The following is a 14,429-nucleotide window of genomic DNA, read 5'->3' as shown; positions in this document are numbered from 1 at the left end:
GCGCACGAACAGCCCGTACGGGCGTGACACACACAGGGAGGCTGACGCATGAGCGACAACACCGGGACGGACTTCGACGCGATCGTCGTGGGGGCCGGATTCGCGGGCATCTACATGACCCACAAGCTGCGCGACGAACTGGGCCTGCGGGTCCGCACGTTCGAGAAGGGCAGCGGCGTCGGGGGCACCTGGCACTGGAACCGCTACCCGGGGGCGATGGCGGACGTCGAGGCGTTCGTCTACCGGTACTCCTTCGACAAGGAGATGCTCCAGGAGTGGGACTGGAAGACCCGCTACATCCCCCAGGCGGAGATCCTCGCCTACCTGGAGGCCGTGGTGGAGCGCCACGACCTCGCCCGGGACATCCAGCTGGAGACCGGCGTCACCGCCGCCGTCTACGACGAGGACCGCGACGTGTGGGCCGTCACCACGACGGACGGCGGCAGCCACACGGCGCGCTACCTGGTCACCGCCCTGGGCCCGCTGTCGAAGACGAACCTCCCGGACATACCCGGGCGGGACACCTTCGAGGGCGTCATGGTGCACACCGGGGCCTGGCCCGAGGACCTGACCATCGACGGCAAGCGGGTCGGCGTCGTCGGCACGGGCTCGACCGGCACCCAGTTCGTCTGCGCCGCGGCGCGCACCGCCGGGCACCTGACGGTGTTCCAGCGCACCCCGCAGTACGTCGTCCCCTCCGGCAACGGGCCGGTCACGGAGGAGTACGTGGCCGGCGTCAAGGCCGACTACGACCGGATCTGGGACCAGGTCCGCAACTCCCGGGTGGGCTGCGGCTTCGAGGAGAGCCAGACGCCCGCCATGAGCGTCTCCGAGGAGGAGCGCCGACGCGTCTTCGAGGAGGGCTGGCGCGTCGGCAACGGCTTCCGCTTCATGTTCGGCACCTTCGGCGACATCGCGGTCGACCCGGCCGCGAACGAGGCGGCGGCCGCGTTCATCCGCTCGAAGATCAAGGAGATCGTGAAGGACCCGGAGACCGCGCGGAAGCTGACGCCGACCGACTACTACGCCCGGCGGCCCATCTGCAACGAGGGCTACTACGAGGCGTTCAACCGGGACAACGTCACCCTGGTCAGCGTCCGGGAGAACCCGATCAGGGAGATCACCCCGAAGGGCGTGGTGACCGAGGACGGCGTCGAGCACGAGCTGGACGTCCTCGTCTTCGCGACGGGCTTCGAGGCCATGGACGGCGGCTACCAGGTCATCGACATCCGCGGCCGGGGCGGAGAACCGATCCAGCGCCACTGGGCGGAGGGCCCGAGCAGCTACCTGGGCGTCGCGGTCTCCGGCTTCCCGAACATGTTCATGGTGTATGGCCCGAACAGCGCCTTCAGCAACCTCCCGCCCGGCATCGAGACCCACGTCGAGTGGATCGCGGAGCTGATCGGGCTCGTGGAGGACGGCGACGCCACCGCGATCGAGGCGACCGCGGAGGCCGAGGCGGGCTGGACGGTCACCTGCGAGGAGACGGCCGCGTACTCCCTCTTCTCCCAGGTCGACTCGTGGATCTTCGGGACGAACATCCCCGGCAAGAAGAGGTCGGTCATGTTCTTCTTCGGCGGCCTGGCGGAGTACCGGCGCCGTCTGCGCGAGACGGCCGCCGCGGACTACGAGGGCTTCACCCTCCACAGCCCCCGCACCCTCCCGGTGCCCGCCTGACCCTGCGCCGCCGCCCGTCCCCGCCCGCGCCGGCCCGCGGGGACGGGGGGCGGGCGGCGTAGCGCCGTGCGCGTCGAGGGGAACGCCGACCGGGCGGCGTACGCCGACGTGGTGTCGGAGTGCGCCGCCCGGGGCGGGACGAGCTGGGGGCCGGCGTTCCGCCCGCTACTTCGGGTCGCGGGCGAAGAGGGACGTGGACCAGGCGTAGCCGAGGGCGGCCAGGCCCAGGCACCAGGCGACGGCCAGCCAGCCGTTGTGGCCGATCGGGCTGCCCAGGAGCAGCCCGCGCAGGGTCTCGATGGCCGGTGTGAACGGCTGGTACTGGGCGACCGGCTGGAACCAGCCGGGCATCGCGTCGACCGGGACGAAGGCGCTGGAGACGAACGGCAGGAAGATCAGCGGCATGGCGTTGTTGCCGGCGGCCTCGGCGTTCGGGCTGGACAGGCCCATGCCGACCGCGATCCAGGTGAGCGCCAGGGCGAACAGCGTGAGCAGTCCGAACGCCGCGATCCACTCCACCGCGGTGGCGTTCGTCGCCCGGAACCCGATGGCCACCGCGACGGCCCCGACGAGGGCCACGCTCAGCACGCACTGCAGCACGCTGCCGACGACGTGCCCGACGAGCACCGACCCGCGGTGGATCGCCATCGTGCGGAAGCGGGCGATGATGCCCTCGGTCATGTCGGTGGCGACGGACACCGCGCTGCCGATCGTGGTGCCGCCGATGGTCAGCAACAGGATGCCCGGGACGAGGTACGCGACGTACCGTGAGCGGTCCGCCCCGCCGGCTCCGATGCCGGCGCTCATCACGTCGCCGAAGACGTACACGAAGAGCAGCAGCATGACGACCGGCGTGAGCAGCAGGTTCAGCGTCAGCGACGGGTAGCGCCGCGCGTGCAGCAGGTTCCGCCGCAGCATCGTGGAGGAGTCGCGCAGGGCGAGGGAGAGGGAACTCATCGGACGTCCTTGTGGGGCTGGGTGGGCACGGTGGAGCCGGTCAGGGCGAAGAACACGTCGTCGAGGTCGGGCGTGTGCACGGTCAGCTCGTCCGCCTCGATGCCGGCCGAGTCGAGCCAGTCGAGCAGGGAGCGCAGCTCGCGCTGGCTGCCGTCGCTGGGGATCTGCAGCGCCAGCGCCTCGTCGTCGACGGCGGCGCCCGGAGCGGAACCGGGGGCCCGGGCGGTCGTGGCCTCGCGCAGCGTGGCGGCGGCGTGCCGGTACGCGGACGGGTCGGTGAAGCGGAGCCGTACGTGCCCGCCCGGGATGAGCCGCTTCAGCTCGTCGGCGCTCCCCTCGGCGGCGATCCTGCCGTCGTTCAGCACCGCGATGCGGTCGGCGAGTTCGTCGGCCTCCTCCAGGTACTGGGTGGTGAGGAAGACGGTGACGCCGTCGGAGACGAGTTCGCGGATGATCCGCCACATGTTGTGGCGGCTGCGCGGGTCGAGGCCGGTGGTCGGTTCGTCGAGGAAGATGATCCGCGGTCCGCCGACGAGGGTCATGGCGATGTCGAGGCGGCGCCTCATGCCTCCGGAGTAGCTCTGGGCGGGCTTCCTCGCGGCGTCGACGAGGTCGAACCGCTCCAGCAGCTCGGCGGTGACCCGCCGCCCCTCGCGCTTGGGCAGGTGGTGCAGGTCCGCCATCAGGAGCATGTTCTCCTCGCCGGTGATCAGTCCGTCGACGGCCGAGAACTGCCCGGTGACGCCGATCGCGGCCCGCACCCCGTCCGGTGACGTGGCGACGTCGTGGCCCGCGACCTCGGCCCGCCCGCCGTCGGCGGCGACGAGCGTGGAGAGGATCTTCACGGCGGTGGTCTTGCCGGCGCCGTTCGGCCCGAGCAGCGCGAACACGGAACCGGCCGGGATGTGCAGGTCGATGCCGTCGAGGACGGTCTTGTCGCCGTACGACTTGCGCAGGCCGACGGCGCGGACCGCGGGGCCGGTGGTCGGCGACGGACGACCGCCGCAGCTTGAGGTGGGCATGACAGAAGAAGGCATGGGCCCTCCCGTTCGGAGGTCGTGGTGTTCTCGGGTGTCGGGGTGTTCTCGGAGGCCGGAGCGGCCGGAGCGGCCGGAGCGGCCGGGGCGGCCCGGGGTGGCCGGGGCGTCGTACGGCGGGGCCGGTCCGCCGGGGTCAGGGCCTGGCGCGGCGGACGTCGATGTTGCCGTACCGCGTACGGGCGCGGATCGTGACGGTGTCCTCGCCCTCCTGCGGGGCCCCGGAGGAGGTGAGCGTGTTGCGGACCTGCCCGGACGTCGAGCTGACGTCGAGCCAGGCGGCGCTGCCCTCGCGGACGCCGACCTCGATGGCGCCGTAGGAGGTCTCCAACCGGGCGGTGCCGCGCGCCACCTCCCCCAGGCGCAGGGTGCCGTGGGCGGTGGTGGCGGTGACGGAGTCCTCGGCGCGCCGGATCTCGATGTCGCCGTTCGCTCCGCTCACCCGCAGCTCGCCGGTCGCGGCGCCGACGGTCGTGGTGCCGTGCGAGTTCTTCAGGACGGCGGGACCGTCGACGAACCCGACGCGCATGCTGCCGGAGCTGGTGGTGATCTCGGCCGCGCCCTCCACCCGGTCGACGGCGATGGACCCGTGTGACGCGGTCAGCCGCAGCGGCCCGGTCGTGTCGAGGCGGACGTCACCGGACGAGGTCTTCACGTGGACCTCGCCGAGCCGCCCCTCGCCCAGCACCTGGGTCCAGGCGCCGGACATGTCGACGTGCGAGCCGGTGGGCAGTCCGACCGTCACGTCGACGACGCCGGTGCGGCCGAGGAGGTGGGACTTGGGCGTCCTGACGGTCAGTACGCCGTTCGCGTACGCGACCTCCGTCCGGTCGGCCACCCGCACGTCCAGCTCGCGCTTCGGGTCGCGGGGCCGGACCTCGACGACGGTGTCGAGCCGGTCGCCCGCGGTGAACGTGAGGGAACCGGCCTCCACGTGCGCCGTGGCCTTGATCGCTTCGGGGGTGTCGAAAGAAGGCATGACTGTCCCGTCCTCCTGGGTCTGCGGAATATCCGCGCTGGTGGGGCGCGTGTGAGTGAAGTGGCGCGGGCGGGGCTGCGGTCAGCGCACCCAGCCCGTGAAGCTCTGTCCGAGGGTCTGGGCCCTCTGCGTCGTACGCGGCCCGGTGCCGCCGTCGACCGAGGCCGACACGGCGCGCACCAGCCAGGCGTTGAGGGACAGGCCCTCGCGTGTCGCGGCCTCCTCGGCGCGTGCCTTGAGGTGGGCCGGCAGCCGCAGGTTGACCCGGGCGGTACCGCCCTCGTCGCCGTCGGCCGGAGCCGCGCCGGTGGGCTGTTCGACGGGGGCCGCCGGTTCCGCGGGCGTGCCGCCGTCGGCGGGCGGCGGCGTCACCACGAAGTCGGGGTCGAGACCGCGCAGCCGTACGTCGACCGAGCCGGGGGCGAGCTCGCGGGTGATCTCGTCCATCGCGGCGGAGAGCACGTTCAGCAGGGTCAGCCGGGTCGCCGACTCCAGGGGCGCGGTGAGCCGCTCCGCCAGCTCGCGGGCTTCGTCCCCGCCGGCTTCGGCGGCCACCGCGAGCTCACGGCGGAGGGTGTCGACATACGGGGTGAGGTCCATAACGCCATCATGGCATCACTGTGGCGCCACACGCAAGGCGAAGGAGGCAGGCAGCCGGAGCGTGCGACGCGCCTACGCCTCTGACCTGCATAAACGTAGTAACGTCACGCTGGGACCCGGTGGCGCCATGGACGTCGGAGTGCTCTTCGCGCCGCTGAGTGGCACCGCGCAGCGCCACAGTGGCGCCACCTGAGACGCATCCGTTCGCTTGTGACGCCCCTGGTCATGGGCTGTGGCCCCCGTCGCCCGCGTGGGACGACGCCCGATCGGCGACGGCGGCGCCGGTGGCCGATCCGACCGTGACCGTGCGCGACGTCGCACCCGGGAAGGCCGCGTCAGGTACGGTCCGGGTCGGCGCGTTGCCCCGCCCCGCCGCGGATCACACAGGCCAGGGTGCGAGGGTGGCCAAGGCGCCTGCGGCCGAGGCGCCGATCCGAGGCGGGCTCGTGCCCCTCCGGAATCCGCGTCAGCGCCGGCCAGGGCGCCGCGGCGACGGGGCTGCGCGCCGTGGGCCTGCACCTCGACGCCCGCGGCACGCGCCTCCACAGCGTCGGAGGCCACCCGCTGCCGGAGCTTCCGGACGAGGACCGGGAGCCCGTCGGTGGCGTCACCATCCTCGTCGGCAGCGGCGAGATCACCACCGGCGCCGGCCGCGACGAACGGCCCGCCCCGTCACGCTCCCTCCCGGCGATTCGGCGACCGCCGACCCTGTCCGGCGCAGCACCGTCGCGTCCGGCACCGGTGAGCGTCCCTTGCGTCCGGGTCCGGGCGAAGGCGGGTGCCGACCCCGTGACGGTGCCCCCGGACCTCGACGGTGCCCCCGGACCTCGACCCCGGCACCACCGGGAAGCTCGGCGTCCGACCGTGGAGGAAGGCGCAGCCCCGAGGCTGTCAGCCCGTGGGACCGGGCCGGGAGAAACGGCCGCTCTCCGCAGACCGGCCGGTGCGGCGCAGGGTCGCGGGTGTGGTGCCGTACCAGCGGTGGACGGCGCGGCGCAGGGCGCGGGCGTCGGCGTAGCCGGTTCGGGCGGCTATCGCGTCGACGGTGAGGTCGGTGTCGTGGAGCATGCGGGTGATGTCGGCTCGGCGCAGGATCTCGACCTCGTTCCTCCATGTGGTCTCGTGTGCGTCGAGGCGGCGCTGGAGGGTTCTGGTACTGACGCCCATGCGTCGGGCGACGGTGGCCAGCGTGGGCGTCTTCTCCTGGTGGACGGATGCGAGGGCGGCGCGGAAGAGGTCGAGCCAGCCGTGCAGGGGAACCGCGGTGGCGAGGCTCTGTTCGGCGTGCCTTCGCAGCACGCTCGACAGGCCGGGCTGGGCGTGGGGTGTCGGGGCCTTCAGGTCGGCGGCGAGGAAGGTGATCGAGCTGGTCGGTGCCTCGAAGTCGATGGCGTGGGTGCCGTACAGCTCGGTCAGGACGTCGTGCCGGCGGGGGGCACTGGCGGCCAGGGTGACGCGGAGGGGCACGAGACTGCGTTGTGCGGCTTCGCTGAGACGCCGCTGGTACAGGCCGAGTGCGTACGCGCGGACGGCGCAGGCCGCCTCGTGGGTCAGCTCGGCCTGGTTGACGTGGCTGACGGTGACGTGTTCGCCGTTCTCCGCGATGTCGAGGGTGTCCGTGCCGACGTCGGCGACGGCGGCGAAGTAGGTCGAGGCGTCTTGGATCCCTTCGAGCGGGGTGGCCGCGGAGGTGATCAGGTAGTCCCAGACCCCGAGCGTGCCGATCCTCGACTGCTCCGCCAGCACCACGGACAGCTCTGGCCACGGGGTATGGGCGGTGGTCAGTTCCGCGATGCGGTTGCCCGTGGTCGCGGGAATGCGGCACAGGTCGTCGTTGAGGTGCTCGGAGGCCAGACCCAGTAGGTGCGCGTATCCGTGCGGGGGTGTGCCGAGCAGGCGTGCGGCCTTGACGCTCAGACGGGTGAGGGCGGAGGACATCGTGCCCTGGTGCGCAGGTGGGACCACGGGGACGGAGCATAGCTTCCCGGCGCCGTGGCGCCCGAGGTCCCCTGTGTGGCGCATGGTGTCCCGCTCGACGCGCCGTCGGGCTTGTAGCGTCGACGACTGTCCGCATCCGACGGTTTCCCCAGCTGAGCGCGTCTGGCCCATGCTCATCGCGACAGGCGGGGACGTCCGTGGCGCCACGGGGGGGCGCCACGGGATGGCCGTCGGGTACGGCCTTGCACGCCTGCCTCCTCGGAGAGCGGGAGGAGCGTGCGAGTGCATCCGGTTCACCAGCGCTCGGCGAAGGCCGTGGTGTCGGTCCCGCCGCGGTCGCCCTGACGGTCGGCACGGCAACGGGTGCGGCGGCGGGGACGGCCGTGCGCGCGTACCCCACCGACGACGATCCCGGTGGCCACGCATGGCTGCGTCGTGACGGCGGACGCGGCGGGCACGGGTCGGGCGCGTCCCGATCCGCAGGCAGAGCCGCCGGCGTCCGGGTCCGGCGATGACGGACCCGGACGGGCGGGTGGCAGGGGGCTGTCACCCGGCGTAGGTCTCGTACTCGGCGACCTTCGGCGTACCGGTGGAGCTGGTGATCTCAAAGGTGATCTTCTGCAGCGACGTCCGCGCGAAGGAGATGACGCCCGCTCCGCTGCCGGAGGCCAGGACGGCGCCGGTGTCGGCGTTGACCAGCCTCCAGGAGCCGATGCTGCCGGCGGATCCGGCCGCCTCCCGTATGTGCACACGGGAGACCGCGGTGGGGGAGTTCCACTTGATCGAGACGGAACCGGTCGAGCCGGTCGGTGACCAGTAGGTGCTCAGGGTGCCGTCCCGCACGTTGCCGTAGCTCGTGCCGTCAGCCTTGCTGGATCCGTCGGAGCCGGCCCCGATGCTGAGATTGGTACCGGTGGGCGGCGTGGGCGTGGGCGTGGGCGTGGGCGTGGGCGTCGGGCTCGCGGTCGGCGTCGGGGTCGGGGTCGGCGTCTGGGGTGAGCAGTTGCCGTCCGACACCCGCAGGCCCTTGTCGGCGCCTGCCGTACGGCTCACGACGTCCGGTACGCAGCCGGCGGCGTCCAGGTCGTAGGCGTACGGGATGCCGACGGTGGTGTTGGATTGCGGGTCGGGCCCGGCGGGGTTGTGTTCGCCGCCGCGGGGGGACCACGTCACGTTGTCGAAGATGTTGCCGCTGACCTGCCAGTACCCCGCCGCGTCGGTGTAGAAGGTTCCGAGGACGTCCTTGGAGTCCTCGAAGTAGTTGCCGTCCACCTTGGCGCGGGCCCCGGCCCGTGAGTTGATGCCCGAGTCGTTGAGGCTCTTGTAGTGGTTGTTGTAGAGGTGGGCGACGCCCCCGCGCAGCAGCGGAGCACGGGAGTCGATGTTCTCGTACAGGTTGTGGTGGAACGTGACGTAGCCGTTGGAGGTGTCGGTCTCGCTCGAGCCGATGAGGCCGCCACGGCCGGAGTTGCGCAGGGTGCTGTAGGACAGCGTGACGTACTGCGTGTTGTCCTTCATGTCGAAGAGGCCGTCGTAACCCTCCGCCTCGCCGCCCGAAGCCTCCAGGGTGACGTGGTCGACCCAGACGTTGCGTACGTTGCTCTCCATGCCGATGGCGTCACCGCCGTTGGAAGTGGGGGAGCCCGACTTCTTGACGTTCCGCACGGTCACGTTCTGGATGATGATGTTGCGGGAGTCGCGGATGTGGATGCCCAGTTGGTCGAAGACGGCTCCGCTTCCGACCCCGAGAAGGGTGACGTTGCTGACCTGCTTGAGTTCGATCACTCCGTCGGCGGTGCTGCAGCTGCCGCCCGACACCTTGCTGGTGTTGGCGTGGTCGATCCTCCCCTCCACCTGGATGATGATGGGGGTGCTGCTGCTGGCCCGGCCGCACAGTGCCGCGTGGATCGCGGTTCCCGTGGTCGCCCGTACCGTCTGCCCACCCGCCCCGCCCGTGGTCCCGCCGTTCTGACTCGCGTAGCCGGTCGCGCCGGCGACTGCCGCCGACGCTTTCGGCATCGGCAGAACCGCGCCCGCGGCGCCCGCGATGGCCACGGTGGCCAGCGCCGTGCAGAGTCGTAGTCCGACCCTTCGTCTCATGGTGGCTGCCCTTTCGTCCTCACCTGCCGACGGCGCCGCGATGGCGGCGCCGCTCGCCACCGTCGGCTCGGCCGGGCGACGGCGGATGACGCGGGAAAGCGCTTTCTGGCCGCGAGAATAGGGTCCGCCTACTGGAGTGACAAGGTTCCGCGCACCGGTTGGTTCAGAAACGGGAATGGCAGTTCCCCGGAGGCGCTCGGGGGACGCCATGCTGACCGGCATTCAGATACGCATACGCGCCGGTCGTGTCCGACATCCTCCGCTGCTCTGCCCATACGATCCAGCGCAGCCCGCCCGCCATGCCGCGACACCCGATTGAACTGACGGATGACGAGCGCCGTTGGAGCGTCCTGCGATGGACCCTCGCCCCCCACGCACCGCCCCCGCGACCCTGCCGCGTCCCACCCCCCGGCGCCGCACCGTCCGCTCCCCGGGGCGCCGACAGGGGGGCGTCCCGCTGATGCTGCCGATCCGGCCGCCTGAGCCGGTGGTCCCCGGGCAGGTCGTGACCGGCGGCCTGCAGCTGCCAGGTGGCGCCGCGGTCCCGGTCGGGGACCAGGTCGGTGAGGGTGAGCGGCTCGTGGGTGATGATGCGGGCGGTGTCGTCGGGGTGGACGTCGAACAGGTAGGCCACCAGGGTCGTGGCAGGGGCCGTGCTGCGGACGGTGAGGGTCGGTTCCGGGGTGCCCCGGATCCGGCGCGCCGCGCCGCCGCCGTGCGCCGCGAGGGGGCGAGCTGGTCCAGACGGCGAGGTTCTGGCGGTCGAACTTTGTCCGTGACGTACGTCTTCGGGGTGCCGTTCCACTCGGCCTGGCCGGTCGTCATGAGGGCGTCCACCGCGACGGCCTCTGTCGGCTGCCCGGCGGTGAACTCCCGCTCCCAGCCCGTCCCGGCCTCGCCCGCCAGGCCGCCGTCCCGATCGTCCGTCGCCGCAGCCGTGAGGAACCACCGTTCGGTGGAGGTGGTGACGGCGCCCCAGGACGGCCTGGACTCACGGGCGGCCGGGGTGACGATCGCCCACCCCGCTCGGCGAGCCGGTCTCGGAGATCGCGTCCGAGGACCCGTATCCGAACCCGAACCCGTACCCGGACCCGGACCCGGACCCGTATCCGTGCCCGTACCCGGACCTTTGTTACTCAAGGAGGTGATTAGTCATTTTCTTGAGTATGATCCGGCGGAGGACGAAGAAAGGGGGTGCCTCCGATGGCCTTGCGGCATGCCGTGCTGGCGGCGCTGCTGGACGGTGAGTACAGCGGGTACCAGCTGGCGAAGGCGTTCGACGTCGGCGTCGCGAACTTCTGGCACGCACTGCCCCAGCAGCTGTACGCCGAGCTGGCCAGGCTGGAGAAGGAAGGGCTGGTCGCGGGTCGGCAGGTGGTCCAGGAGACCCGGCCCAACAAGCGGCTGTTCCACGTCACCGACGCGGGCCGCGCCGTGTTGGAGGAGTTCGCCGCGGCCGCGTCGAAGCCCTCGTCCATCCGCGACGACCTGCTGGTCAAGGTCCAGGTCGCCGACCGCATCGGTACCGCGTCGGTGATCGAGCAGCTCGAAGAGCGCGCCTGCGTGGCCGAGGGCAAGATCGAGCTCCTCGGCAAGCTGCTGCGGCACATGCGCGGCGATGCGGACGAAGAGGAGTTCCTGCGCCGGGGCGAGCGGATCGGGCCGTACCTGACCGGCCTGCGCGGCCTCGCCTTCGAGCAGGGCCACCGGGACTGGTGCCTGCGGATCGCCGCCGTCCTGCGGGAAAGGCGGACGGCCCGTGCCGAGCGGTGAGTACGCGCGCTACGTCGCCCTGGGCGACAGCCAGACCGAGGGGTTGGGCGACGGGGACGACACCGTCGGCCTGTGCGGCTTCGCCGACCGGTTCGCCGAGCACCTCGCAGCGGTCAACCCCGGTGTGCGGTACGCCAATCTGGCCGTCCGAGGACGTACCGCCGGCCAGGTCCGCGCGGAGCAGTTGGGGCCTGCCCTGGCCCTGCGCCCCGACCTGGCCACGGTCGTCGCCGGAGTCAACGACCTGCTCCGGCCCCGGTACGACGCCGCGGAGGTGGCCGGGCACGTGGAGGAGATGTTCGCCGCGCTCACGGCTGCCGGGACCCACGTGGTGACGCTGGCCTTCCCCGACTTCGGGAAGATCGCGCCCCTTGCCCGGCCCGTCAGGTCCCGCTTGTCCGACCTCAACACCCGCATCCGCGCCGCGGCCGCCCGTCACGGGGTCACGGTCGTCGAAACGGATCGGCACGCCGTCACCACCGACCCGCGCATGTGGACCGCGGACCGGCTCCACGCCAGCTCCCTCGGCCACGAACGGATAGCCGCGGCCCTCGCCCAGGCCATCCGCCTGCCCGGAAGCGACGACGCCTGGACGCGCCCCCTCCCGCCGCAGAGGGTCGCCACGGGCTGGCACGCCGCAGGAGCCGAACTGCGCTGGGCGGCCACCTTCCTCGGCCCCTGGCTGGGACGCCGTCTGCGGGGTCGGTCCTCCGGCGACGGCCGTACCGCGAAACGCCCCCGGCTCCTGCCCGTGAGCGTCACCCCCGGCTCCTGCCCGAGCGTCACCCCCGACTCCTCGGCGGGCACCGGACGACGGGAGGGTCCGTAGCGACGGCATCGGCCCCGGGCTCCGCCCCCGGACGCGGGGATCCGCGGTGGCGCGACGCGTCACCACGCGCCGGAAGAGACCCCGCGTCCCCCGGCTGTCCGGACCCCGGTGATCGTGTCGAAGGGCGGGGTCCGCGCCGGCCCGGGCTGCGGACGGCAGCCACGCGGGCGGCGGGGCGGTGCCCATGCCGGGGGACGAGCCCCCCGCTCGACGGGTGCCACGGTCGAATCGACGGGTCTCACGCCGAAAAGGGCCGCGACGGCTGCCACGCCGAAAAGGGCCGCGACGCGTGTCGCGGCCCTTCATTGCCCCGGGATCGGTCCGGAGGAGCTCAGCCTCGGACGATGTTCTGCGCCTGCGGCCCCTTCGGTCCCTGGCCGACGTCGAACGTGACGCGCTCGCCCTCGGTCAGCTCGCGATACCCGTTGCCCTGGATCTCGGAGTAGTGGGCGAAGACGTCCGGGCCGCCTTCCTGCTCGATGAACCCGAAACCCTTCTCGGAGTTGAACCACTTCACGGTGCCGCTGGCCATACCGAATTCGTCCTTCGCTCATGCACGGAGCAGCCCAGGGTCGGACGTGCCCCGGCCCCTGCTGAATCAGGAGCCACAGCGGTTCTACCCCGCTTCGGCCGGATCATCCTACGGACGACACGCCGTTGCCCGTCACGGTCCGCCGGGCGGCCGTTCCGCCGCTCCTCCGCCGCTCCTCCGGCGGTGCGGGCCCGGTGGTCGCGGCGAGGTCCCCCGTCGACCGGAGCGCCGCCCGACCCGTTTCACCACAGGTCGGGCGGGGCGGCGCCGTCCGTCAGATGTCGCGGAAGATCTCGATCTGGGCGCCGACCGAGTTGAGGCGCTCGGCGAGGTCCTCGTAGCCGCGGTTGATGACGTAGACGTTGCGCAGGACGGAGGTGCCCTCGGCGGCCATCATGGCCAGGAGGACCACCACGGCGGGGCGCAGGGCGGGCGGGCACATCATCTCGGCGGCGCGCCAGCGCGTGGGGCCCTCCACCAGGACGCGGTGCGGGTCCAGGAGCTGGAGGCGGCCGCCGAGCCGGTTGAGGTCCGTCAGGTAGATGGCGCGGTTGTCGTAGACCCAGTCGTGGATGAGGGTCTGACCCTGTGCGGAGGCGGCGATGGCCGCGAAGAACGGGACGTTGTCGATGTTCAGTCCCGGGAACGGCATGGGGTGGATCTTGTCGATGGGCGCCTCCAGCTTGGAGGGGCGCACGGTCAGGTCCACGAGCCGGGTGCGGCCGTTGTCCGCGGTGTACTCGGTGGAGCGGTCGTGGTCCAGGCCCATCTCCTCCAGGACCGCGAGCTCGATCTCCAGGAACTCGATGGGGACGCGGCGGATCGTCAGCTCCGACTCCGTCACCACGGCCGCGGCCAGCAGGCTCATCGCCTCGACCGGGTCCTCGGAGGGGGAGTAGTCGACGTCCACGTCGATGTGGGGGACGCCGTGGACGGTGAGGGTCGTGGTCCCGATGCCGTCGACGCGTACGCCCAGGGCCTCCAGGAAGAAGCAGAGGTCCTGGACCATGTAGTTGGAGGACGCGTTGCGGATGACGGTGGTGCCGTCGTGGCGCGCGGCGGCCAGCAGCGCGTTCTCGGTGACGGTGTCGCCGCGCTCGGTCAGGACGATGGGGCGGTCCGGGGAGACCGACGGGTCGACCTGGGCGTGGTACAGGCCCTCGGTGGCCGTGATGTCGAGACCGAACCGGCGCAGGGCGATCATGTGCGGCTCGATGGTGCGCGTGCCGAGGTCGCAGCCGCCGGCGTAGGGCAGCTTGAAGGAGTGCACGCGGTGCAGCAGTGGCCCGAGGAACATGATGATCGAGCGCGTGCGGCGGGCCGCGTCCGCGTCGATCGCCTCCATGTTCAGCTCGGCGGGCGGCGCGATCTCCAGGTCGCGGCCGTCGTTGATCCAGCGGGCACGGACGCCGATGGAGCTGAGGACCTCCAGCAGCCGGTAGACCTCCTCGATCCGTGCGACGCGGCGCAGGACGGTACGGCCCTTGTTCAGCAGGGAGGCGCACAGCAGGGCCACGCAGGCGTTCTTGCTCGTCTTGACGTCGATGGCGCCGGAGAGGCGGCGGCCACCGACCACCCGGAGGTGCATGGGTCCGGCGTAGCCCAGGGACACGATCTCACTGTCGAGTGCCTCGCCGATCCGGGCGATCATCTCAAGGCTGATGTTCTGGTTCCCGCGCTCGATGCGGTTGACGGCGCTCTGGCTGGTGGCCAGCGCCTCGGCGAGCTGCGTCTGTGTCCAGCCACGGTGCTGGCGGGCGTCACGGATGAGCTTGCCGATGCGTACGAGGTAGTCGTCTGCCATAGAGGCAGGCTATCTCAGATATGAGATGGCCTTCTCGTTGGGCTGCGCCATCCGCGTCAGCGGGACGTATCAGCGCATGTCAGGACCTGTGCACCGGGCGCCGGTTGGCCACCGGCGGCGGATGAGGCCGCGTCACCCCTCCCTGGGTACCCCGCTTCGCCGACTTCTCTCGGAAAACCCCCGAAGTTGCCCGAATCGGACGG

The 14,429-nt window shown here is 71.8% G+C and carries 11 protein-coding genes; 3 read left to right on the top strand and 8 right to left on the bottom strand.

Annotation, left to right across the window (positions count from 1 at the left end):
• Positions 1-48: 48 nt before the first annotated feature.
• Positions 49-1,677 (top strand): flavin-containing monooxygenase, encoded by a 1,629-nt coding sequence (locus ACF053_RS20340; protein ID WP_391955177.1) that lies wholly within the window; start codon positions 49-51, stop codon positions 1,675-1,677.
• 165 nt (positions 1,678-1,842) lie between these two features.
• Here the strand turns inward: ACF053_RS20340 and ACF053_RS20335 are convergent, their stop codons facing one another.
• The 6 genes from ACF053_RS20335 to ACF053_RS20310 all read right to left on the bottom strand — a co-directional run bounded on the left by ACF053_RS20335 (position 1,843) and on the right by ACF053_RS20310 (position 9,288).
• Positions 1,843-2,634, bottom strand: coding sequence for an ABC transporter permease (locus tag ACF053_RS20335; RefSeq protein ID WP_391955176.1), 792 nt, complete (start codon positions 2,632-2,634; stop codon positions 1,843-1,845).
• Complete coding sequence (locus ACF053_RS20330; RefSeq protein ID WP_391955175.1) at positions 2,631-3,656, bottom strand: ATP-binding cassette domain-containing protein; 1,026 nt, start codon at positions 3,654-3,656, stop codon at positions 2,631-2,633. Before ACF053_RS20330 ends, ACF053_RS20335 begins: the two co-directional genes overlap by 4 nt.
• Positions 3,657-3,807: 151 nt before the next feature.
• Positions 3,808-4,650, bottom strand: a complete 843-nt coding sequence (locus ACF053_RS20325) for a DUF4097 family beta strand repeat-containing protein (RefSeq protein ID WP_391955174.1) — start codon at positions 4,648-4,650, stop codon at positions 3,808-3,810.
• An 81-nt stretch (positions 4,651-4,731) separates the two neighbouring features.
• Entirely contained in the window at positions 4,732-5,250 is a 519-nt protein-coding gene (locus tag ACF053_RS20320) for a toxin-antitoxin system HicB family antitoxin (RefSeq protein ID WP_391955173.1), read from the bottom strand.
• 891 nt (positions 5,251-6,141) lie between these two features.
• Complete coding sequence (locus ACF053_RS20315) at positions 6,142-7,215, bottom strand: AraC family transcriptional regulator (protein WP_391955172.1); 1,074 nt, start codon at positions 7,213-7,215, stop codon at positions 6,142-6,144.
• A 519-nt stretch (positions 7,216-7,734) separates the two neighbouring features.
• On the bottom strand, positions 7,735-9,288 hold the full coding sequence (locus ACF053_RS20310; RefSeq protein WP_391955171.1) for a pectate lyase family protein: 1,554 nt from the start codon (positions 9,286-9,288) through the stop codon (positions 7,735-7,737).
• Positions 9,289-10,491: 1,203 nt separating this feature from the next.
• On the opposite strand from ACF053_RS20310, the gene ACF053_RS20305 reads away from it, so the two are divergent.
• Both ACF053_RS20305 and ACF053_RS20300 read left to right on the top strand, forming a co-directional pair.
• The gene (locus tag ACF053_RS20305) at positions 10,492-11,061 is read left to right on the top strand and encodes a PadR family transcriptional regulator (protein ID WP_391955170.1); all 570 of its coding nucleotides are present in this window, start codon (positions 10,492-10,494) and stop codon (positions 11,059-11,061) included.
• Positions 11,048-11,890, top strand: a complete 843-nt coding sequence (locus tag ACF053_RS20300) for an SGNH/GDSL hydrolase family protein (protein WP_391955169.1) — start codon at positions 11,048-11,050, stop codon at positions 11,888-11,890. The genes ACF053_RS20305 and ACF053_RS20300 overlap by 14 nt, the downstream gene beginning before the upstream one ends.
• 331 nt (positions 11,891-12,221) lie before the next feature.
• On the opposite strand, the gene ACF053_RS20295 is transcribed toward ACF053_RS20300, so the two are convergent.
• Positions 12,222-12,422, bottom strand: a complete 201-nt coding sequence (locus ACF053_RS20295) for a cold-shock protein (protein WP_058941408.1) — start codon at positions 12,420-12,422, stop codon at positions 12,222-12,224.
• 274 nt (positions 12,423-12,696) lie between these two features.
• Positions 12,697-14,226: a helix-turn-helix domain-containing protein gene (locus ACF053_RS20290; RefSeq protein ID WP_058941407.1), complete on the bottom strand. Its 1,530-nt coding sequence runs from the start codon at positions 14,224-14,226 to the stop codon at positions 12,697-12,699.
• Positions 14,227-14,429: the final 203 nt, after the last annotated feature.

The sequence above is a fragment of the Streptomyces kanasensis genome (assembly GCF_043077165.1).
Taxonomy (GTDB): Bacteria; Actinomycetota; Actinomycetes; order Streptomycetales; family Streptomycetaceae; genus Streptomyces; species Streptomyces changanensis.
Note: the sequence above shows the minus strand (reverse complement) of the source record. Positions and strands in the feature narration are given on the sequence as shown.

Excerpts from the sequence above, each read along its gene's own strand:
- ACF053_RS20340 (WP_391955177.1), top strand. The coding sequence starts at position 49 with ATGAGCGACAACACCGGGACGGACTTCGACGCGATCGTCGTGGGGGCC.
- ACF053_RS20335 (WP_391955176.1), bottom strand. The coding sequence starts at position 2,634 with ATGAGTTCCCTCTCCCTCGCCCTGCGCGACTCCTCCACGATGCTGCGG.
- ACF053_RS20330 (WP_391955175.1), bottom strand. The coding sequence starts at position 3,656 with ATGCCCACCTCAAGCTGCGGCGGTCGTCCGTCGCCGACCACCGGCCCC.
- ACF053_RS20325 (WP_391955174.1), bottom strand. The coding sequence starts at position 4,650 with ATGCCTTCTTTCGACACCCCCGAAGCGATCAAGGCCACGGCGCACGTG.
- ACF053_RS20320 (WP_391955173.1), bottom strand. The coding sequence starts at position 5,250 with ATGGACCTCACCCCGTATGTCGACACCCTCCGCCGTGAGCTCGCGGTG.
- ACF053_RS20310 (WP_391955171.1), bottom strand. The coding sequence starts at position 9,288 with ATGAGACGAAGGGTCGGACTACGACTCTGCACGGCGCTGGCCACCGTG.
- ACF053_RS20305 (WP_391955170.1), top strand. The coding sequence starts at position 10,492 with ATGGCCTTGCGGCATGCCGTGCTGGCGGCGCTGCTGGACGGTGAGTAC.
- ACF053_RS20295 (WP_058941408.1), bottom strand. The coding sequence starts at position 12,422 with ATGGCCAGCGGCACCGTGAAGTGGTTCAACTCCGAGAAGGGTTTCGGG.
- ACF053_RS20290 (WP_058941407.1), bottom strand. The coding sequence starts at position 14,226 with ATGGCAGACGACTACCTCGTACGCATCGGCAAGCTCATCCGTGACGCC.